Origin of the sequence: Corynebacterium tuscaniense DNF00037, from assembly GCF_000759055.1 — a bacterium.
Taxonomy (GTDB): Bacteria; Actinomycetota; Actinomycetes; order Mycobacteriales; family Mycobacteriaceae; genus Corynebacterium; species Corynebacterium tuscaniense.
In genome coordinates, this window is the sequence record NZ_JRNG01000050.1 from 1 (window position 1) to 20,624 (window position 20,624).

Below are 20,624 nucleotides of genomic sequence, written 5' to 3' on the forward strand. Positions count from 1 at the left end.
CTTTCGGCATGCCCAAAAACAGGCTGGTTGGACGATGGCGATCGCCGCGGGGCAAAACCCCAGGTCACCGTTCGCAGTTCAGGGCGATAGTCAAACCGCGTCGTCAAACCAGATAATCCAACCCGGATCGTCAAGCCGGCCCATCACCACACAAGGCCCCGGCAACAACAACCCCCTCACCGGGCAATTCAGCACGATGGGACAGACCAGCTCCCCCGCATCACGGCGTTCAGAGACATTTTCTCCCCCTTAACCCTGCCCTGTGAGGGAGTAAACTGTGAGGTGAGTCCCGCACCGTGAGGTTCTGCGGTGTCTGGCGCGATCGTGCCCCTATCCACCGTCAGCAAAAGAAGGATGCACATTCCTATGAGCTCCGAAATCTTCCTTGAAGTCGAGTCCAAGTTTGCCGTCGATGACACCACGGCTGTGCCTGATCTTATGCAGTTGACTGCGGCTGAGTCCCTCGCCGATCCGGTTGAGCGGAATCTGTCGGCAATCTACTACGACACTCCTGATTTGCGTTTGACCCTCGCGAAGATCACGCTGCGCCGACGCACCGGCGGCAATGATGATGGCTGGCATATCAAGCTCCCTGGCGATATCGGCCGGACTGAACTTCACGCACCACCGGGTGATGCGACTACCCCGCCGGAAGAGCTTCTCGAGGCAGTTCGCGCGATCGTGCGGAATGAGGCGCTCGCGCCCATCGCGCGGGTAGATAACACCCGTACGGAGACTCTCATTCTTGGTGCGGACGGAGAGGTGATCGCCGAGTTTTGTGATGACCGTGTCACCGCCCAGTCCCTCCTGCCCGGTGGTCAAGAGAAGTCCTGGCGCGAGTGGGAGGTGGAACTGAGTCCCGCCGTGAATGAACGGTTGGATGGCACAGCCCTTCTCCACGAAGCCACGTCTTTACTGTTGAACCAGGGGGCACGCGTCGCCGAGTCCCCGTCCAAGCTCACCACCGCCTTGGGCGATTCGGTGAACCAAGCGCCTCTGCCACCGCACATGGATACCACCGCACTGGAGCAGTTCGCGTCGGATTCACCTGTCCGCGTTGTCATGGACGCTCTGCGCACCCAGCGCAACAAGCTGGTGGTCAACGACCCGAAGGTGCGCGCTGATGAGCCTGATTCTGTCCACCAGATGCGCGTGGCCACCCGTGAATTGCGCAGCCTCCTTGCCACCTTCGAAGGGATCCTCAACGCCGATCAGGTTCGTCCGCTCGAAGCTGAACTCAAACTCCTTGCTGACCTGTTGGGTGTTGCACGCGATGCTGAGGTTGTGGAGGATCGCCTGGTTACTCAGCTTGATGCCGATACCTCCGGCATGATCGACGACATCGCTGCCACACGCATCCGCGATACCATGCGCCGCAAGTATGAGCGTGCCCATAAGCGCATTGTGAAAGCCCTTAGCTCCCCGCGCTACCTGCAGCTTCTCGACGACTTGGATGCCACCCTTGCTTCCCCACCTCTCACGGCGGGCATTGCCGCTGGTGCTGAAGGCACAGAGGAAGCTGCTGTGGCACCCGCCGACGTCCTCTTTGAGCATCTCTCCGAGGCCTACTCGAAGGTGCTTACCCGCTTTGAGCAGGCTGAGCAGTTTCAAGCCGGCGCAGGTAAGGAACCGCTGACGTGGCAGGATCACGCGGACGTCCTTCACGATGTGCGCAAGGCCGTGAAGAAGTTGCGTTACTGCGCTGTCGCCGCGGAAGCCTCTGAGCTGGACACGAAGAAGCTCATCAAGGCCTGCGCGAAGGCCCAGGATGTTCTTGGCGAGTACCAGGATTCAGTGACTACCCGCCAGCGGTTAGAAAAGTTCACCGCCCAGACACGCCGCCACGGCGAGGACACCTTCACGTACGGCATGCTCTACCAGCACGAAATTGAGCGTGGTGACAAAGCGCTGAGGAAGTATCCGAAGGCCCTAGCCAAGGTGCAAAAGGCCTTCAAGAAGTCAGGGCAGAGGGACGATTAACCGCTCATCCCTCTGCTTCGTGGGAAAATAGCTGGTTATTTTTCCCACGATGCTGGTTGACCCCAGTCGTCGTCTTCTTCGTCTTGGGCTTCGGCCTGTTTGTTGCGCTCCGCTGCTTTTTCAAGGGCGTGCTCGGCTTCTTCTCGGGTGTTATAGGGGCCCATGCGGTTATCCCAGGAGGTCTCTTTGCCTTGGGTGACTTCGTGGGTGGTGGGATCAAAATAGAATTTCTCGTCTGCCATTGTTGGCTCCTTTCCTGGAGCGGGCCTGCCCCGCGTACTACACCACCAAGGCTACATGGCGCGTTGGTACTGTTGTGGCTGTAATTAAATGCCGAGCAGAAGGACTTTATCCATGCCTGTGTGGACCGCACCGCAGACCCCCGCCACCACCCGCGTGGAGCAGCTGCACCAAAGCGTGACGGGAAACTCCCCTCGCCATGTAGCTAGTGCGCCAGGCACGTTTATGGTTATCGGCGAGAATGCTGACCACTTCGGTGGGGTTACTGTGGTGGGCTTGGCGGGGGTGCGGGCTGCGGTTGCGGTGAGTCCTCGCGTAGACAACATGATCGCAGTGCATACAGATTTTGCGGGCCAGGAAATCGCTGATCAAGTTGAGGGCGCGCAGCTGGCCCAGCTGAGCGATTCTGGTTTTAGTTCTTTTGCCGCTGCGGACGCACCATCAACGCAAGATGAGCCTCCGCGCGGCTTGGCGGTTCGTTTGGGTGGTCTGGTGAACACCTTGATTGGTCGGCAAATGCTCTCCCGGGACACGAGCGGTGTGGATATCACGGTAGTGTCCGACATCCCGCTGGGCTCCGGCTTGGGTGCACTTCACGCCACGGACGCGGCATTGTGCTTGGCGTTGCTTGCGGATGATTCAGATATTGATACTGCTCCCCTGCGCACCCGCCTCGCCGAGATCGCCTCGCAGTCAGCGAAGACTTTCTCCGATGTGCCGGTGGTGCGCTCCCGTCATTCGGCTGCGATGCGGGGGGCTGGGGGAACGGTCTCCGTTGTCGATTACGCGGATGGTTCCTTGACTCAGGCTCCGCACCCGATCCGGGAAGACGTGCGCATCTTCGCGGTGGCCGCCGGTTTCGACGAGGTCTTCGCAGATAAGGCTGATTCTGTGACGAAGGGCCGTCAGTTCATCGATGATGCCTGCACAAATTTCGGTGTCAGTTCCTTGCGCCAGTTGCCAGAGGCCTCAGAACGCGTGGTGGAGTGGGTGGATGCTCGCCGCCAGGTAAACGGGGCCGATTCTGCACCCACGCTGGAGGCAGCTCGTGCTTGGGTGGTGTTCTGCGAGACGGAGACGAACCAGGCCACCCTCGCTGCGAAGGCGTTGCGTTCCATGCATGGGGATGAATTCTTCGCAATCATCAACACTCCGGCACAGACCCCTGGGCTGCCCGTGCCAGAGCAGCTGGTGGAGCTACTCACCCTGCGTGGGGCGCGTGCTGCCCGCCCGGCGGCAGCGGGGATGTCGCAGGCGGTCATCGCGTACGTGCCAGCCAAAGACGCGGACAACCTGATGGCGGATCTTGCCGCTGCTGGCCTGGCCGTCATGGAGGTCACCCAAGGCGCACCGGCGAGCACCCAAAACTAGTCCGCCGGCCACGCAAAGAGCACATCGCGTTCCTGCGGGTCCGCGTGGATCAAGGAGAGCATCGTCTCTGTCGCTTCGGTAGGTTGGCCAGCGCATTCGGCCATCACTGGCGGGTCCAGGATGAACACGCGGGCAGTGCCAGCGGATTCATTCGTCTGCATGACCACAGCTTGGAAATTGTGGCCGACCCACGGTTGAAGCACGGTAGCCTCCGTGAGGTTAAGGCAGGCACGATCCACGCTGTTAGCCAGCTGGTTTGTGCGCATCATGGTTTTCAGCACCGTCGGCGCATCCTCGCGCACCCACTGCGGTACCTCAGTGCCGGCGCTTAACGCCAGGCATACCTCCGTGGCATAGCGATCCACCAGGCGACGCAACGGCGCGGTCACGTGCGAGTAGTAGCCTCCAATGCCAGCGTGAATCTCCGGTTCCTTCTCCGCCACATCCACGTATCCCGCGCCACGCAGAAGCTTCTGCGCTTCACGCATGATGGCCATGCCACGCGGGGTGTCCGCATCTACAGAGTGCAGGAACAGCCCGATGTCCGTGTCTTGTGCAAGCGCATACCCCAGTGCCCATGCTTCTGAACGGAAGGTCTGCTCAGCACTGTTTTCTGCCGGTCGCAGCGTGCGCAGAAAGCCCGTTCCAGCCGCCTGCATCATCTGACCGGCTGCCATGCCAGTGAGCAGGGAGATCTCCGAGTTGTAGTCCATCACTTTGTGGCGCGGCTCAATGATGAGTTCATACTCATCGCCTTCGCCTTCGCGTACGCGCACGGACGGGAGGCGCAAGTTGATTGCTTTTCTGCGTAACGACGACGCCGCCCGCAGCTCTCCCACCTGCGGGAGCAACTCAATCGAGGGATGAAGTCGGCCCGCTTCAAGGTCCGCCTGCACACCGTCATAATCCAAGCGCGCCACCGAATGCACCATCGCGCGGACAAGGTCCACGGACTCAATCTCGCCCGCCGCGTCCAGGTCGAAGGTCCACAGCACAGCTGGCCTATCGACGTCCGCCAGAAGCGACGCCGACCCCTCACTCAACTCCTCCGGATGCAATCGCGCGGGTTCATCCGGCAGGTAGATGGTTTGGCCTCGCTCGAGTGATTCCTGATGTAAAACACCACCCGGCTCAATGAATGCTGCCACATCCGCGATGGCGTAGTACACGCGGAAGCCTTCGCCTCGGCGCTCAATGGCCACTGCCTGGTCCAAGTCCTTGGAGCCGGCGGGGTCGATGGTGACGAGGGGGATCCAGCGGGCGTCGATACGCACATCTGCATACCTGTCCGTGGCTTGCGCAGCTGCCTCGTGCAACTCAGGCGTGAATTCCGTGGGCACCTTGAACTCGGTGGCGATGGAACGGAAATCAAGCGGCGCTGCGTAAAGCTTCATGTCGGCCCATTCTGGCAGAAACTGGGCGAGTGAGCCGACCTATGAGCCGGATTCTGTCTCTCCACGTGATTCACGTGGAGGTGGTGATCATCCATCTAGGGCGACCATTGCTGGGCGCCTCAAGCAGCTACCTTCGGACTTAGCGGGCCGCCTTCACATCCGACAACCGCTGCCCAAAAGACAGCGGCTCTTGCCTTGCTCCCGGTGGGGTTTACCTGGCCGGCTGTGTCACCACCGCCGCCGGTGCGCTCTTACCGCACCCTTTCACCCTTACCCGGTTATCCGGGCGGTCTCCTCTCTGTTGCACTTTCCCGCGGGTTGCCCCGGGTTGCCGTTAACAACCACCGTGCCCTGTGGAGTCCGGACTTTCCTCGACCCCTGCCTGCCCACATGCGTGGCGGTACAGGATGCCGCGATCACCCGGCCGACTCACTCGCACCGCCACTGTACTCTGCCGGTGCGTATTTCATGGAAATCTAGCGGAAGTGAGCGACGTCATTGACGCAGCGCACCACGCCCATTTCCCCGTAGAACTCAATGATGGAAATGGAGGCGAGATCCAAGAACACGTGGCTAAACGTGTTCGGACCGGATTCCATCGCCTGCCGGATGACGGACTTGATGGGGGTCATATGGGTAACCACCAGTACCGTTTCGCCCTCGTACTCCTCTTGGAGTTTCAAGCGGGCGCGGGTGATGCGGCGATGCAGAGCACTCAGGGATTCTCCGTTCGGCGGCGCCTGCGTGGTGCTGGCCTGCCATGCGGCGAATTCGTCCGGATACTTTTCCTGCGCTTCATCCCTGGTGAGCCCCTCGAAGTCCCCGAAGTCCACTTCCCGGAACCCATCCACGGTGACCACATCCCCGGCGGTGACGCCGAGCGCTTCCGCGCACGCACTCGCGGTTTCCTGGGTACGTGTGGTGGGAGATGCGATGATGCGGTCAATTTGCCCCAGCTTGGACACAGCCTCCGCTGCCCGGCGCGCCTGCTTCCAGCCCAACTCCGTCAGCTGGGGGTCCGATGAACCGCTGTAGCGCTTTTCCGCGGAGTGTTCCGTCTGGCCGTGGCGCAGCAGCACAAAGCGTGTGCGCGGTGCATCCGTGCCGTGCCAATGGGCGGGGCTGGCTACCACATGGCTCTTGCCGCTCGTAGCCTTCGCAGGTTCCTGGCCGACATCAATGATGCCCGGCTTGGCCCCCTTCGCAGCGGCATCCATGGCCACGTTCGATAGCTCATCGGCTTTCTTGTTCTTCTCTCGCGGCACCCAGTTGTAGGACACGCTCTGGAAACTCTGCGCCAGATCACGGGCTTCCAGCGCCAACTTCTTCATGTCTGGGTGCTTGATCTTCCACCGGCCAGACATCTGCTCCACGACGAGTTTGGAGTCCATGAAGACATCCACCTCTGTCGCCCCTAGATCCCGCGCTGCCTCGAGGCCGCGCAGCAGGCCGTGGTACTCGGCCACGTTGTTGGAAGCATCTTGACCAACGACGTAGGCGATGTCGGCGAGGGGTGCCCCGGTAGCGTCGAAAAGCACACTGCCCGACCCCGCGACTCCCGGATTCCCGCGGGAACCACCGTCGGCGTAGATGGTGATTTTCATGCGCTACTCGCTGTCACGCACGAGCAACGTGCCGCAATTGGGGCAAGTAGGAAGCTCATCTGCTGGGACGGCCAGGATCTCATTGCGCTCAGCCGGTGGCAGCTGGATGAAGCAGGAACCACACGTGCGACCGTTGAAGTGCGCAGCACCCACTGTTGCATACACGCCCAGAATCGATGCCGGCAGCTGCGCGCGCAGCTCCTCTGTGTTCACCGGCTCCTTCTCCGGCAACGCATCCACTGCGCGCTGGGCTGCCTCGATCTTGCGGTCCAGCTCATCCAGCTTCGCGCCGTACACATCGCGGTTATTGCGCAGAGCCTTGACCTCGCCGTGCGCCTCCTTGAGTTCGTAGAGCAGATCAGCAATGCGGGACTTCGCCGCGTAACGGTCATGTTCCAGATCCTTGCGACGCTCCGGATCCGTCTCCGCCGTCAACTGCCGCTTGTCATCCAGCTCGCGCTTCTTCAGCTTGCGCTCATCCTCCTGGATACGCAGGATCTCCGCCTCCAGATCATCCACAGCAAGCTGTGCGGCCGCAGACGCATTCACCAGGCCCGGGCGCTTCTTCAACAACTCCGCCAACTCCTGTTCCTCCGGAGAGTTCGGAGCCGGGTTCGCTGCACTACGCTCCGCCTCAGCGAGAGCGAGCAGGGTGCGCTGCTTATCAATGTCCAACTGCATGGGGTCAAACTCCTACTTAATTTGTCTCGTTGGTCTCGTTGTTGGCGTGTGCCGAAATAGTCCACGGATCCGTGCGCAGGGAGATAATCTCCGTTTGTACATCCGGGTAGGCCGTGGCCACAACCTCGCTGGCCTGCGAGGTCCACGGGAACTCGCTAGCCCAGTGCGCAGTGTCAATGACGGCGGGACCGCCGGCGCGCAGATGCTCATCCACTGGGTGGTGGCGCAGATCTGAAGTAACGTACACATCCACCCCCAGGCGGGCCACATCCCCCAAGAAGCTATCGCCGGAACCGGAGGATACCGCGACCTTTTTCACCATTTGCTCCGGATCCCCCGCAGCGCGCACGCCCCACTCCGTGACCGGCAAGGCGTTGGCCACCTGCTGGGTGAACTCGCGCAGGGTCATCGCCTCCGGCAGCTCACCTACGCGGCCCAAACCGGTGGCGGTGGTGATGTCCCCGGTGTATTCCAGCGTGACCACGTCAAATGCCGGCTCCTCATAGGGGTGCACCTCGCGCAGCACGCTGACCAGCCGCGCACGCAACCTTGTCGGCGCCACGAACTGCACGCGCGTCTCCGTTGCCGAGTAGTGCTCCCCCACCACACCATCAGTGGGATCCGCCCCGTCCTCCGGGGTGAAGCCGCCGGAACCATCCCACGCGAAGCTGCAGTGGGAGTAGTTGCCGATGGTGCCCGCGCCAGCGTCGAAAAGCTTCTCCAGCATCTCCTGTGCATGCGCGGCGGGCACGTGCACGCCCCACAGATCCGTCGAGTTCGGCTCAACGACCTTGATCGGGCGGCCCGGTGTGATACCCACCAGCTCAGCGAGCTTGTCCGAGACTCCCGGGCGCGCGGAATCCGCATTCGTGTGCGCCGCAAACAGCGCGCAGCCGCCACGCACCAACGTGTGAATGACCTTGCCCTTCGGCGTATTCGCCGCCACCGAGCTCACCCCCCGCAGCAACAGCGGGTGGTGCACCACCAGCAGATCCGCCCCCAACTCCACCACACGATCCGCGACCGCCTGCGTGCAATCCAGCGCGAAGGCCACCTTGGACACCTTCTCCGCCGGGTCGCCACAGATCAGCCCCACCGCGTCCCACGACTCCGCGAGGTTCGGCGGGTACGCCTCCTCCAACGCGGCAACAATCTCGCCGACAGTCCTATCAGTCATGCACCCAAGTCTAGGGGACGCATTGCCGGCGTCCCGCCCCGCTGTCATGCTGGGTGGAACGAATTTCTCACCCAAGGAGACCCCATGATTCACATCGATTTCGTGTGCACAGGCAACATCTGCCGTTCGCCCATGGCGGAAGTCATCATTCGCCAGAAGCTTATCGACGCCTCCCTGGACCCCCATGTCCGCGTCACCTCCTCCGGCATCGGCGGCTGGCATGTGGGCAACCCCGCAGATCACCGGGCTGTGGCTGAGCTTGCCGCCGCGGGTTATGACGGCTCCGCCCACCGCGCCCAGCAGTTTGGTGGCACGCAGATGGACGCCGACCTCATCGTGGCGCTAGACACCCGACACGTCTCCGAACTTGTGGCCCGAGGCGTGCCCGAAGAGAAGATCCGCCTGCTGCGTTCTTTCGACCCCGCTGCCCCGGAAGGCGCCGGTGTTGAGGACCCGTACTACGGCGGCCCCGAAGGCTTCACCGTCACCCGCCAACAGATCGAAGCAGCCGCCGATGGCATTCTGGACTGGGTGCGCGAGCGAGTAGAGTAGGCGCCGTGACCACCTCGAACAGCCAGACCACCAAACCACTGTGGAAGTCTTTTATGAACCCCGGCTGGGTCATCGCCGCCATTGTGGCCATCGCCTTCTCCTGGTTTGCCATCACCTGGTTGTCCCCGTGGCAGCTGAACAAGGACCACGACATCAAAGAGCGCAACCAACGGATTGAAGCGGCATTCGAGGCCGACCCGGTCGACGTCAACACCATCCTGGCGGAGGGCTACACCCCGTCGAAGGAATGGACACGCGTGACCATGACCGGGCACTACAACCCAGACAGTGAAATCCTCCTGCGCCTGCGCCCGGTGGACGGCACCCCTGCCTTCCAGTCGCTCGTGCCTTTCACTTTGGACTCCGGCGATACCATCCTGGTCAACCGCGGCTGGGTCCCCGCTGCTGAGGGCGGTACCCGCGTTCCCCCTTTGGACCCTGTGCCTACCGGTAACACCACCCTGTCGGCGATGCTACGCACCTCCGACCCCGCCACGGAGAGCACTCCGCTTGAGGAGCAGGGCTACACCATGGTCCAAACCATCCACACCCCTCAAATTGCCGAGGTCACCTCCCAAGACCTGGTCAGCCCCTATGCCCAGTTGCTTTCCGACCAACCCGGTGTCCTCAACCCCATCCCGCTGCCCATGCTCGACCGCGGCAACCACCTCTCCTACGGCCTGCAGTGGATCGCCTTCGGCATCATGGCACCTGCTGGACTCGCCTACTTCCTCTACTCCGAAATCCGGGAACGCCGCCGCTACCGCGACGAACAGCGAGAGATGGAAACGTTGACCAGTGTTTCCACTGACTCCTCCGGTTCCTCCGACTCCACTGCCACTTCACCTGATGAGTCTGCCTCTTCTACCGCCCCCGAAGTCTCTGCCGCTGCCCCGGCCCGGGCGCGCTACGGCCAATCCCGCAAGAACCCGTGGGCAGAGAAGGGCCACAAGGGGTTCTAGGCCAAGCGGCACTAGGCCTCCCACAGCCCTCCCCCCCTGACACGCGCCTAACCGGCTGCAGAAATGCGCTGCCCCAGGTTTCAGATGAACCAGTTTTAGATGAACCGATTTTTCGCCATGTAATCTTTTACAGGTGACAGGTGCGCGCCCTAGGGCAAACCAACAGCCACTCCCCATTGAGCGGAAAGTGGCTGTGAGCTGGTGCGCCATGACGGGCTCGAACCGCCGACCTACTGGGTGTAAACCAGTTGCTCTTCCAGCTGAGCTAACGGCGCGCACATGAATGAACACGTGGGGTGAAGATTAACACGCCCCCAACGATCTGAACAAAAAGGCCGGTCAGCGCTTTACCGGTCAGAGCTTCGGCGGCCCGGACCGGTTAACGCTTCGCGCCGGCGCTGCGGAGGCAGGATCCTTGCCAGTCGCCTACGCGGTCGGCCTTGGTTTGCAGAAGGCCTGCAAGCTGGGCAGATTCAGAGATGTCGCCTGGGTGCACCTCTCCGGGCTTGTTCGCGCCTGGGGTGAGGAGCCAGATGCGTCCACCATCGCCAAGGTTACGGCCCGCGTCGACGAGGACATCAACGAGGTCATCGTCGCCGGCTCGGTGCCAGAGAAGGACAACGTCGCAAAGCTCATCTGTGTCTTCATCAAGCAGGAGTTCCCCGATGTGGTCCTCGATAGCTTCGGACAAGGACGAATCACAATCTTCGTCCCACCCGAGTTCCTGGACTACATCGTCTGTAGAAATTCCCAGCTTGTCTACGTAGTTCACAGCACCAGTGGCGCCCACTGTCGAATTGCCTCCCATTGCGTCGGATATGGATATAGCCAGGATACCGCGCATCTTGGGGGAATAGTGAACTTCGGGTGGCTCTGCGCAAAAGTAGTATCCTCGAACGTGTACGTAGGGCCTTTTGGCCCACTTCTTTGCACCACGTTCACATGTCTATGGAGGTACCCAATGGCCGACACGAATTCGGACAACCCTGACCTCACAACTCCACACGCAGAAGATACGAACATCCCGCTCATTCGTGATGGGGTTGCTTCCTACATGCACGATCCAGACCCAGAGGAAACTCAGGAGTGGATCGATTCCTTGGATGGCTTGTTGGAGGATTCGGACCCGGAGCGTGCCCGCTATCTCATGCTTCGCCTGCTGGAGCGTGCCTCTGCGCAGCGTGTGCCGTTGCCGGCGTTGACGTCGACGGATTTTGTCAACACCATTCCCACAAAGTTGGAACCGGATTTCCCTGGCGATGAGGAGATGGAGAAGCGCTACCGCCGCTGGATCCGGTGGAACGCGGCGATCATGGTGCACCGTGCGCAGCGCCCAGGTATCAAGGTTGGCGGACACATTTCCACCTACGCCTCAGCAGCGGCGCTGTACGAGGTTGGTTTCAACCACTTCTTCCACGGCAAGGATGCGCCGCAGGGCGGTGACCAGATCTTTGTGCAGGGTCACGCCTCCCCGGGTATTTATGCTCGCGCGTTCCTGGAGGGTCGCCTGAGTGAGGATCAGATGGATGGCTTCCGCCAGCAGAAGTCGCGTCCCGAGGTTGGTATGCCGTCGTACCCGCACCCGCACGACATGCCGAAGTTCTGGGAGTTCCCCACGGTGTCCATGGGCTTGGGCCCGATGAATGCGATCTACCAGGCGCGCTTTAACAAGTACTTGCAGGACCGCGGCATCAAGGACACGGACCAGCAGCACGTGTGGGCATTCCTCGGTGATGGTGAGATGGATGAGCCGGAATCCCGCGGTCTGCTGCAGATGGCTAGCCTCTATGATCTGGACAACCTCACGTTTGTGGTGAACTGCAACTTGCAGCGTCTCGACGGCCCGGTGCGTGGCAACGGCCAGATCGTCCAAGAGCTGGAGTCCTTCTTCAAGGGTGCTGGCTGGAACGTGATCAAGGTGATCTGGGGCCGCGAGTGGGATGAGCTGTTGGAGAAGGATGAGGACAACGCGCTTGTCCACATCATGAACACCACCAAGGACGGTGACTACCAGACGTTCAAGGCCAACGATGGCGCCTATGTCCGCGAGCACTTCTTCGGCCGGGATCCGCGCACGGCCAAGTTGGTTGAGGATATGACGGATGAGCAGATCTGGAAGCTGCGACGCGGTGGCCACGACTACCGCAAGGTCTACGCCGCCTACAAGAAGGCGCTGGAGACAAAGAACGGAAAACCGACGGCCATCCTGGCTCTGACCATCAAGGGCTACGGCCTGGGCCATAACTTCGAGGGCCGTAACGCAACCCACCAGATGAAGAATCTGACGCTGGATGATCTGAAACTCTTCCGCGATAAGCAGGAGATCCCCATCACGGATGAGGAGTTGGAGAAGGACCCGTACCTGCCGCCGTACTACAACCCGGGCCCAGACTCGGATGAGATCAAGTACATGCTCGAGCGTCGTAAGGAGCTCGGTGGCTACTTGCCGGAGCGCCGTGAAAACTACACGCCGCTGGAAATGCCGGACTTTGAAAAGACCTTTAAGGCGCTGTTCAAGGACTCGGGCTCCCAAAAGGTGGCCTCCACAATGGCCCTGGTGCGCACGTTTAAGGCGCTGATGCGCGACAAGGAGATCGGCAAGCGCGTGGTGCCCATCATTCCGGATGAGGCGCGCACCTTCGGTCTGGATTCCTGGTTCCCCACGCTGAAGATCTACAACCCCAAGGGCCAGAACTACGTTCCGGTGGACCATGATCTGCAGTTGTCCTACCGCGAAGCCACGGACGGGCAGATTCTGCATGAGGGGATTAATGAGGACGGGTCGTCGGCAAGCTTTATTGCAGCAGCAACGAGTTATGCGACGCATGGTGAACCCATGATCCCCATGTACATCTTCTACTCCATGTTCGGTTTCCAGCGCACCGGCGATAACTTCTGGGCTGCTGGGGACCAGATGGGGCGTGGTTTCATCGTGGGCGCAACGGCGGGCCGCACGACCCTGTTCGGCGAGGGTTTGCAGCACATGGATGGGCACTCCCCTGTTCTGGCGTCGACGAACCCTGCGGTTGTGCCATACGATCCGGCGTTTGCGTACGAGCTGCCATACCTCATTGACCGCGGCATTGAGCGCATGTATGGCAAGGACGGCGGGGAGAACGTCATGTACTACCTCACCGTGTACAACGAGCCGATCCACCAGCCGGCCCGCCCGGAGAACCTCGACGTGGAGGGCCTACACAAGGGTATTTACCTGTTTGATCGTGGTGAGGAGAAGGAAAATAACGTTTCCTTGCTTGCCTCGGGCGTGGGTATGCAGTGGGCGCTGCGCGCGCAGCAGATTCTGCAGGAAGACTACGGTGTAGGTGCGTCTGTGTACTCCGTGACCTCGTGGACGTTGCTGGCACGGGATGGTGCTGCGCGGAACAAGGCCCGCATCCACAACCCGGACCAAGATCCGGGTGAGGCGTTTGCCACCACGCAGTTGAAGCAGACGTCGGGCCCGTACATCGCTACCAGCGACTTCTCCACGGACCTCCACGAGCAGATCCGCCCGTATGTGCCAGGCCGGTACGTGGTGCTCGGTGCGGATGGCTTCGGCTTCTCCGATACGCGCGAGGCTGCTCGCCGCTACTTCAACATCGATGCGGAATCCATGGTTGTTGCGGCACTCACGGCACTCGCGGATGAAGGCAAGCTGGATATCTCCATCGCCGCGCAAGCAGCGAAGGATTTGCGTGTCGACGATCCCACGGCCACCACCCCCACCCACTCCGGATCTGACCAGGGAGAGGAAAACGCGGTGGAGTAGGTGCTTTCGTGGGGTAGACCCAAATAGGCAATTAGCCTGTTTTAATTTGACAGAGCTAATTACTTGTTATCGTCTACCCCATGAGCCGATTGCATTCATCCTCCCGCCAGCAACCGTTGGACCTGTTGATCGTCGGTGCTGGGCTCAGTGGCATCGACCTCGCTCACCACGTGAATGCGAATTTTCCGGAGTGGAATTGGCAGATTGTTGATTCCAATAAGGCTGTCGGCGGCACCTGGGTGACTTTCACATACCCGGGGATTCGCTCTGATTCGGACATGGCCACGTTCTCCTTTCCGTTCAAGCGGTGGCCTCACAAGGGCAGCCTTGGGTCGGGCGAACGAATCCAGGAATACATCGAGGATGTCGCGCGTGAAGAACGGGTCTTTGAGCGCCTGGCCCTACACACCTGGGTGAAGAGCGCGAACTTTGATTCCTCGGCAGGCCTGTGGGAAGTAACCATGTTGACCCGCAGTGATGGCCAACCAATCCCCGAAGGCAACGCACCCGAGGATGTGACCCTGACTGAACACACCGTGTGGACAAAGCACCTGCATTTTTCCTCCGGATACTACAAACATAACCGTGGGTTCACGGCGGAAATCCCTGGCATGGAGCGCTTCCACGGCACCCTCATCCACCCACAGCACTGGCCGGAGAACCTGGACATGGCGGGGAAGAAAGGCATCATCATCGGCTCCGGCGCTACAGCCGTGACGCTGCTGCCCGCCCTGCATGAAGCTGGTGCGGATGTAACCATGCTGCAGCGCACCCCCACCTACGTGGCGCCACTGCCCAATCGGGACAACATCACCGCCGTGACCACGAAGCTCATGCCGGAGCAGCGCGCCCTCTCCACCGCGCGCGCCCTGCACATCGGGCGCGACATGATGCAGTACTGGCTGTGCCAAGGCTTCCCGCGTCTGGCGCGCGGCTACTTCATGCTTCTCAACCGCTTGTACATCCCATTTAAGGACATCATGGCCCACTTCAACCCGCCATACGCCCCGTGGGACCAACGCGTGTGCAAATCCCCGGACGGCGACTTTTTCAAGGCCATCCAGAACGGCGCCAAGGTTGTGACCGGAAAGATCGCCACCGTGAAAGAAGATGGCATCCAGCTCCAGGACGGTTCCTTCCTGCCGGCAGATGTCATCATCACCGCCACTGGCCTGCTTATTCAGGTCTTTGGTGGCGCCACAATATCGGTGGATGGTGTGAAAAAGCCGATTCCTTCCGCCGTGGCCTACCGCGGACTTATGGTGGATGGGCTGCCCAACTTCTCCTTCACGGTGGGCTACCTCAATCAGTCCTGGACCCTACGCGCAGACCTCGTATCCCGCTACATGTGTCGATTGTGGAAGCTCATGTCCTCCGACGGTTACACCACCGCCACGCCCCGCTTCCCCGCACACCTCACCGCCGATGCCCCACTGCTCAACATGGATTCTGGCTACCTCGTCCGCGCCCGCAAGGACCTGCCCACCCAAGCCGAAGCGGATCCCTGGACGTTCACCCAGGACTACATCCACGAATACCGGACCTGGGGCCGCAAGAGCACCGACCTGCGCAAGGACATGGTGTTTTCCTAAGGTGCTTGGAGCTTATTCACTAACCGGATAATCGCTGCCGTCACTGCCCCCGCCGCATCCAACGGCGGCATATGACCCGACCGTGGCAGCACTTGCAGGGCAGCGTCCGGCCACACCTCGTGGAGCGCTTCTGATTGTTCCAGTGGCGCCACTGTGTCAAGCTCTCCGACCACAATGTAGCCGGGAACACCCTGGAGTTTTTCGGCCGTGGCCCGTTCCGAGTGCTCGCGCAAATCCGGGAAGAACCCCTCGTAGGTACGCAGCGGAGTGTCTTGGATCATCTCTGCATGGAAGCGGATGATCTCCCACGGCACGTGCCCTGCATAAAACCCCACCGCTAATAATGGTGCCAATGCCGAGGTCACCCCAACACGCACTGCCTCGGACAAGCCCGGCATCGCCTGCACAGCGCGGTACAGCAGCGTTCCTACTCCGCCACCCAAGGCCTGCGGCATGCCACGTTCCGTGAATGGGTCCACGGCCGACGAGATCTGCACACTGCCAGCCAAATTAAACCCCTCCGACTCGCCGGCATAGCGGCGAATCAGAGACAAAGAAACCGGCCCGCCTAAGGAGTGCCCCACCACAATCACCGGGCCCCTGACACCACGGTCTCTGATCACCGCCATCACGTCATCGGCAGCGCCATCCACGTTCAACTCTGTGGGTGTGGCTGCCCCGAACGTCGCTACGGTGTCGGTGGCGGTGTGGCCGTGGCCGCGGACGTCGACAAGCAACTGGCGGATACCCGCTGACCTAAGGGCCTGTTCTTGCAGATAAAACGACTGCGAAGAAATATTGAAGCCATGCACGTATACAACGGTCAGCTCCGCGTCCTGTGGACCCGACTCATACCAATGCACCGAGATCGACCCGTTGTGTGTTGTCCCCTCCTGCATGCCGGTTAACCCCGGGGCACCGCTTTCGGCTCGGCGTGCACGATCCCAGGCAGGGGTACTGATCTCTAGGACAGCGCGCAGATTCCGGGCAATGGACATGCGGTTGATCGTAACCGCTAGTGGCACAATGGCCGCATGGAGCTTTCCCAACGCCTAGACCTTGCCAAGTTTGGTTTTGATACCCCCAAGTCCCCCGGTGATGAATCCGAATTGCAGGATATCCCGCGCGATGGCGACGCATTCGCGCAGCTGGGTGCACTGTTGGTCAAGATCGGTGTTGCTGAGAATGCCGAGTCAGTCTCCCCTGCAGACACGCTCGATGGCCTGGACGTGGATTCCCTTACCCAGATCGAGTTCGTCGTGCGCGCTGAGGATCACTTTGGGGTGCGCATCAACGAGGATTTGTTCAGTTCCTGGGACACGCTGGGGGACATGGCCCATTATCTTGCCGATGCGAGTGAAAGATTCGCACGCTCCACTGACGCCACGAAGAACTGACCTGGGCTTTCACCGCCACCTGCAGCGGGGCCATGTCAGATCCTTCACTAACGGCCCCTAGACACTCGCGTGGAAGCGGAAAGTCCCGGCAAGCTCGACCAGATGGGCGCGGAACTCGGCCAACTCGTGGGCTGGCGCCACAATCACCTCTCGGCAACCGATAGTTTGGCTGGAACCGTCATTGCGCCAACGAGTGAACCAGATGGTGTCCCAGACGTCTTCCGGATCCAGTAGCAGAGGTTCATCCACCGGCGCTGCAGGCGGACTAAGGTGCACAGCCATGAGCTCTTCAACGCGGAGACGAAGGTGCCGCGGCATTCCATGGATCGTCAGTACTGCGCGCTGAATAGGGCTCTGGCATGGCAGGGGGCGCGCGTAGGTAGGGGCGATGAGTGTTGTTGTCATGGCGGGGATCGGTCCTTTCATTAGTAACGCACACAGCATGTACAGCTGTTACGTCAAGACGAGGCTCGTCTTCCCCTACGCCCTCATGTGACTCACGGCAATTGTTCCTTCCCTTTAGCCACATGGACAACCCTCAACCTGCGCTTTATCCCCCCATTCCCTCAAGCTGCACTTGAGCTTTAGTAACGCATTAATCCCTCGCCCACCCCTCCGACGAGCCCTCCCCATGCCGTTCCACATAGACGCGGAACAAGGCGGCGAGGAACTCTTCGGGGGTAGGTTCCCTCGTACCCGCCAGCTGCTCGCGGACTTCGCCTTTGGTGGGCATCACGCCGTCGTCGGCAAGCGGGTCGTCGCGCATGGTGGCTTCTTTTTCGCGGCGCCACTCACGCACTTTGTTGGGTTCCAGCGTGCGCACAAGTTTGGTCATCCAGATGTCAAAGCGGCCGGCCTCATTGCTTGCCGGCACGTACCACTTGGCCCAGTACGCAACGGTACCGAGGGTGAATGCGGTCAGTGGTGCGACCACGAGCGCGACCGAGGGGTCCGCAGCTTGGTACAAAACCAACGCCGTTGCGGACCCAACGATCGCCGGCACGACGTACATTTGCTGGTCGTTGAGGATGCGCGGGATGCGCCCGATAAGCACCTCGCGGATCACCATGCCACCCGTCGCGGTCATCACCCCCATGAGGATGCAGCCGATCCAGGTCACTCCCATCCCCAGCGCGGTCACGGTACCGGTGGTGCACCACACGCCGAGAATCACCATGTCAGCGTGGAATCGCGTGAGTTCCCACACGTAGCCACGTAGGTTCATGAGGAATGCCACGGCCGCACCGACGAGCGCGATACTGATGTACCACGGGTCCGACAGTGCGGCGACGGGGGTGTTGCCAATAAGCGCGTCGCGCATCATGCCACCAGCCATGGCGGAGATGATGGCGATGAGCATGAACCCGACGGCGTCGAAACGCAATCGCCGCGCAACCGTCCCACCGATCAGTGCGTTCAAGAACACGCCGATGAGATCCAGAATCGCGATGGCTTGGCCTACCGCGTTATCGATTCCTCCGAAATACACGAGGTCATCATAGCGAGCGGTAGATCCGAGTGTTCGTTTCTTGCCACAGGGGTTTCGCCCAGTCACCGAACTCACGGTCAGTGAGGACCACCATCGCAGCGCTTATCGACGCTCCCCCGCCCGGCACCACCCACACATACGTCCCACTCATCCCGAAGTGCCCTACTGTCTCCGGCGGCATAGTGTCCCCGGTCCAGTGGGGTGTTTTCTTCCCCTTGATCTCAAATCCGAGGCCCCACGGGCATGGCTTTTGCATGCCATAACCAGGAACAATGCCGCGCAGGTCTCCGAACTGGTTGGTGTACGCCTCCGCCAGCGTCTCCGGCGCGAGCAGCTGCGGCTCCAGCAGCTCTTTCGCAAACGCTGTCAGGTCCGCTACCGTCGATCGGCCGCCGTGACCCGCGGAACCGTAAATCTCCGTGTTGTGCATCCCCAGCGGCTCGAACACCCCCTGGCGAGCGTATTCCGCGAAGCTCATACCGGCTTCATTTTCCAACGCCTCCGCCAAAATCTCGAACCCCGCCGAGGAGTAAATCCGCCGCTCCCCCGGCTTCTTCTGCGGCTTCCGGTCGTTGAACCCCACCCCAGATGCGTGCGCCAGCAGGTGGCGGACCGTGGACCCCTCCGGCCCACACGGCGTATCCAGTTCAAAGACCCCCTCCTCCACCGCCATGAGGAATGCGTAGGCCGACAATAGCTTGGTCACACTCGCCAACTCATAGATGCGCTCTTGGTCTCCCTGCTCGACCATCACGCTGCCATCCCCCGACAGCAACGCCGCCGACACGTTCGCATCGTCCCAGCCCGGACCGCTCAAGTTCAGTTCCATGCCCGCCAGCCTAGCCGGGCGCCGAGGAAATACTGAGGCACGTGCATGACAACGCAATGAATCAGCTCACGCGGACCTTGTGATCCCGCCGAATATTTGAGGATGACGACGCTTCAACAGCGGGTTTGAAGGATGTCCACTTTAGTGGACACAAAAAGGTTTCCTTCGCCTTTACAACGTGGCATTGTTGTTTGTGTCCGATGGGATCCGGACTGACCTGGGGAACATAACAATCGGGGGTAGCGCAGCATGCACAAGCAGATAACAACTGTCATCACGGCTGTAGCCACTGTGTGCTTGCTTTCAAGTTGCACGGCGACGGGCTTATTCGGACAAGCCGGTCCATTGCCTGAGACAGGCCCAAAAGAAGAAGCACCCGCACCATCGGCGCCTTACTCTGGATCAGAGTCGGCACAGGAGGATGTACCTGCGTTTCATTTCGCTAGTGGGGATTTGGTTCTGGGGGATTTTGACCCCACCTCAGTTAAGAACAATATGTTCAATCCCTGTGAAGAGATTTCCGCTGAGGAATTCGCGCTATTAGGGTTCAAAACCATACAACACCATGCGGTTCCTCCCGGTGGCGGGGCAGGTTGTGGGCTTACAGGTCGCGATACTCACAGGGGATACGCGATCGTCATGACTACCGTCACGCGCTCTCTAGTAGAAGATGCACCGAATGTGTTGATCAGTGATTCAGCGTCAGAGGCTATTCCAGGACTCATTACCTATAGGGGGCAAGGGGAAGGCGGCCTAGCTTGCGTGGCAGCCGTTGATACTGTGCGTGGCCAACTTTCGATTGTGGTTGATGAGGGAACCCAGCCCATCGGACTCGATGAACTGTGTTTATCCGCAGTTCAAATTATCGAAGAGCTATACCAAAATGAAAGAAATTAGATCGGGGATTATATGGGCATGTACTTGGACATCGAGGCCGTTAAACGGGCAACAAACTCACTAGATCACGTCTCTCAACTACTCACAGGAGCGCATGCTGCTGTACGCACACTGAACCCTGCCCCTTTTTCTGTTGTGTCTGGTTTGGATCAGGCGGGGCAGATGCATCAGGCGATTAGTTCGGTTAGTGAGCCTGAAGCAACGCGGGGGTTAGCTCAATTTTTTGCTAGTGCTGCTGAGCTGTTACACCAGCAAGTTGATGGGTTCGTTGCAGTAGATGCAGGCATTGGGGAATCTTTCCGTTCTACCGCAGGAGATGTCTCTAGTCCAGTGGCGTTATCACCACTGGAGCGGCCGCAGTCGAATCCTTTTCATGTTGCCTTTCCCGTTGCGGGCCGACCAGGAAATCTAGAGGTACTGGTCTCACAATTAGCCGCAACAGATTTCACATCAATGTTCAACATTTCACAGAATTGGGTTTCCACTGCTTCTATGCTGGTTCAGGCGTTGGGGGAACTTCCTGCGGCTATGGGGTTGTTATCGCCCTCAGCTGAAACTGAAGCGATACACAACGCGCTAGCAAACGTGGAGTTTGTCGACGTTATGGGGCGTCACTATGCGACTAAGTCCTACATATTGGGCCATCATACTGGTGGGCTAGCAACGCTCAGTCAGGCTACTGCCGTAGAG

Annotated in this window: 19 protein-coding genes, 1 tRNA gene and 1 other RNA gene; 9 read left to right on the top strand and 12 right to left on the bottom strand. The window is 60.3% G+C overall.

All coding sequences use genetic code 11. The features are described from left to right. The first annotated feature begins 366 nt into the window (after positions 1-366). On the top strand, positions 367-1,980 hold the full coding sequence (locus HMPREF2129_RS09460) for a CYTH and CHAD domain-containing protein (protein ID WP_034665950.1): 1,614 nt from the start codon (positions 367-369) through the stop codon (positions 1,978-1,980). Between the two features lie 35 nt (positions 1,981-2,015). Here the strand turns inward: HMPREF2129_RS09460 and HMPREF2129_RS09465 are convergent, their stop codons facing one another. Then, complete coding sequence (locus tag HMPREF2129_RS09465) at positions 2,016-2,222, bottom strand: hypothetical protein (RefSeq protein ID WP_034665953.1); 207 nt, start codon at positions 2,220-2,222, stop codon at positions 2,016-2,018. Positions 2,223-2,334: 112 nt separating this feature from the next. Here HMPREF2129_RS09465 and HMPREF2129_RS09470 point away from each other — a divergent pair, with 112 nt between their 5' ends. Continuing rightward, positions 2,335-3,591 carry a galactokinase family protein gene (locus HMPREF2129_RS09470; protein ID WP_034665955.1) on the top strand — a complete coding sequence of 419 codons (1,257 nt, stop codon included), beginning with the start codon at positions 2,335-2,337 and terminating at the stop codon, positions 3,589-3,591. Here HMPREF2129_RS09470 and HMPREF2129_RS09475 read toward each other — a convergent pair. The 5 genes from HMPREF2129_RS09475 to HMPREF2129_RS09490 form a co-directional block, all read right to left on the bottom strand. After that, positions 3,588-4,985, bottom strand: coding sequence for an RNB domain-containing ribonuclease (locus tag HMPREF2129_RS09475; RefSeq protein ID WP_034665958.1), 1,398 nt, complete (start codon positions 4,983-4,985; stop codon positions 3,588-3,590). The genes HMPREF2129_RS09470 and HMPREF2129_RS09475 overlap by 4 nt on opposite strands. Positions 4,986-5,011: 26 nt before the next feature. Further along, an RNA gene (gene rnpB / locus HMPREF2129_RS10705) (RNase P RNA component class A) lies at positions 5,012-5,417 on the bottom strand. A gap of 44 nt (positions 5,418-5,461) precedes the next feature. Beyond that, the gene (locus tag HMPREF2129_RS09480) at positions 5,462-6,589 is read right to left on the bottom strand and encodes a bifunctional RNase H/acid phosphatase (protein ID WP_034665960.1); all 1,128 of its coding nucleotides are present in this window, start codon (positions 6,587-6,589) and stop codon (positions 5,462-5,464) included. Positions 6,590-6,592: 3 nt separating this feature from the next. Further along, complete coding sequence (locus HMPREF2129_RS09485; protein WP_034665963.1) at positions 6,593-7,270, bottom strand: zinc ribbon domain-containing protein; 678 nt, start codon at positions 7,268-7,270, stop codon at positions 6,593-6,595. Between the two features lie 16 nt (positions 7,271-7,286). Beyond that, positions 7,287-8,447 carry a Nif3-like dinuclear metal center hexameric protein gene (locus tag HMPREF2129_RS09490; RefSeq protein ID WP_034665966.1) on the bottom strand — a complete coding sequence of 387 codons (1,161 nt, stop codon included), beginning with the start codon at positions 8,445-8,447 and terminating at the stop codon, positions 7,287-7,289. Between the two features lie 84 nt (positions 8,448-8,531). Between HMPREF2129_RS09490 and HMPREF2129_RS09495 the strand changes: the two genes are divergently transcribed. Both HMPREF2129_RS09495 and HMPREF2129_RS09500 read left to right on the top strand, forming a co-directional pair. Further along, on the top strand, positions 8,532-8,999 hold the full coding sequence (locus HMPREF2129_RS09495) for a low molecular weight protein-tyrosine-phosphatase (RefSeq protein WP_034665967.1): 468 nt from the start codon (positions 8,532-8,534) through the stop codon (positions 8,997-8,999). A 53-nt stretch (positions 9,000-9,052) separates the two neighbouring features. After that, positions 9,053-9,961, top strand: coding sequence for an SURF1 family cytochrome oxidase biogenesis protein (locus HMPREF2129_RS09500; protein ID WP_408605843.1), 909 nt, complete (start codon positions 9,053-9,055; stop codon positions 9,959-9,961). 199 nt (positions 9,962-10,160) lie between these two features. On the opposite strand, the gene HMPREF2129_RS09505 is transcribed toward HMPREF2129_RS09500, so the two are convergent. Together HMPREF2129_RS09505 and HMPREF2129_RS09510 are read right to left on the bottom strand one after the other, a co-directional pair. Further along, a tRNA-Val gene (locus tag HMPREF2129_RS09505) sits at positions 10,161-10,236 on the bottom strand. 104 nt (positions 10,237-10,340) lie between these two features. After that, positions 10,341-10,769 (bottom strand): DUF3052 domain-containing protein, encoded by a 429-nt coding sequence (locus tag HMPREF2129_RS09510; protein ID WP_102724533.1) that lies wholly within the window; start codon positions 10,767-10,769, stop codon positions 10,341-10,343. Between the two features lie 153 nt (positions 10,770-10,922). Between HMPREF2129_RS09510 and aceE the strand changes: the two genes are divergently transcribed. Continuing rightward, positions 10,923-13,730 (top strand): pyruvate dehydrogenase (acetyl-transferring), homodimeric type, encoded by a 2,808-nt coding sequence (aceE, locus tag HMPREF2129_RS09515; protein ID WP_052093105.1) that lies wholly within the window; start codon positions 10,923-10,925, stop codon positions 13,728-13,730. An 80-nt stretch (positions 13,731-13,810) separates the two neighbouring features. Beyond that, the gene (locus HMPREF2129_RS11170; RefSeq protein WP_034665970.1) at positions 13,811-15,322 is read left to right on the top strand and encodes a flavin-containing monooxygenase; all 1,512 of its coding nucleotides are present in this window, start codon (positions 13,811-13,813) and stop codon (positions 15,320-15,322) included. Here the strand turns inward: HMPREF2129_RS11170 and HMPREF2129_RS09525 are convergent. After that, entirely contained in the window at positions 15,319-16,320 is a 1,002-nt protein-coding gene (locus HMPREF2129_RS09525; protein ID WP_034665983.1) for an alpha/beta fold hydrolase, read from the bottom strand. The genes HMPREF2129_RS11170 and HMPREF2129_RS09525 overlap by 4 nt on opposite strands. Before the next feature lie 36 nt (positions 16,321-16,356). On the opposite strand from HMPREF2129_RS09525, the gene HMPREF2129_RS09530 reads away from it, so the two are divergent. Then, entirely contained in the window at positions 16,357-16,719 is a 363-nt protein-coding gene (locus HMPREF2129_RS09530) for an acyl carrier protein (protein ID WP_034665972.1), read from the top strand. Positions 16,720-16,776: 57 nt separating this feature from the next. On the opposite strand, the gene HMPREF2129_RS09535 is transcribed toward HMPREF2129_RS09530, so the two are convergent. The 3 genes from HMPREF2129_RS09535 to HMPREF2129_RS09545 all read right to left on the bottom strand — a co-directional run bounded on the left by HMPREF2129_RS09535 (position 16,777) and on the right by HMPREF2129_RS09545 (position 19,037). Next, positions 16,777-17,124: a hypothetical protein gene (locus HMPREF2129_RS09535; RefSeq protein WP_232218145.1), complete on the bottom strand. Its 348-nt coding sequence runs from the start codon at positions 17,122-17,124 to the stop codon at positions 16,777-16,779. A 190-nt stretch (positions 17,125-17,314) separates the two neighbouring features. Continuing rightward, positions 17,315-18,208 (bottom strand): trimeric intracellular cation channel family protein, encoded by an 894-nt coding sequence (locus HMPREF2129_RS09540; RefSeq protein WP_052093106.1) that lies wholly within the window; start codon positions 18,206-18,208, stop codon positions 17,315-17,317. A gap of 7 nt (positions 18,209-18,215) precedes the next feature. Beyond that, positions 18,216-19,037: a serine hydrolase domain-containing protein gene (locus HMPREF2129_RS09545; protein WP_034665974.1), complete on the bottom strand. Its 822-nt coding sequence runs from the start codon at positions 19,035-19,037 to the stop codon at positions 18,216-18,218. 249 nt (positions 19,038-19,286) lie between these two features. Between HMPREF2129_RS09545 and HMPREF2129_RS10900 the strand changes: the two genes are divergently transcribed. Both HMPREF2129_RS10900 and HMPREF2129_RS11065 read left to right on the top strand, forming a co-directional pair. After that, entirely contained in the window at positions 19,287-19,934 is a 648-nt protein-coding gene (locus HMPREF2129_RS10900) for a DUF3558 family protein (RefSeq protein ID WP_084576792.1), read from the top strand. Between the two features lie 18 nt (positions 19,935-19,952). After that, the coding region (locus HMPREF2129_RS11065; RefSeq protein WP_156959277.1) for a hypothetical protein at positions 19,953-20,624 on the top strand (672 nt) is incomplete at its 3' end.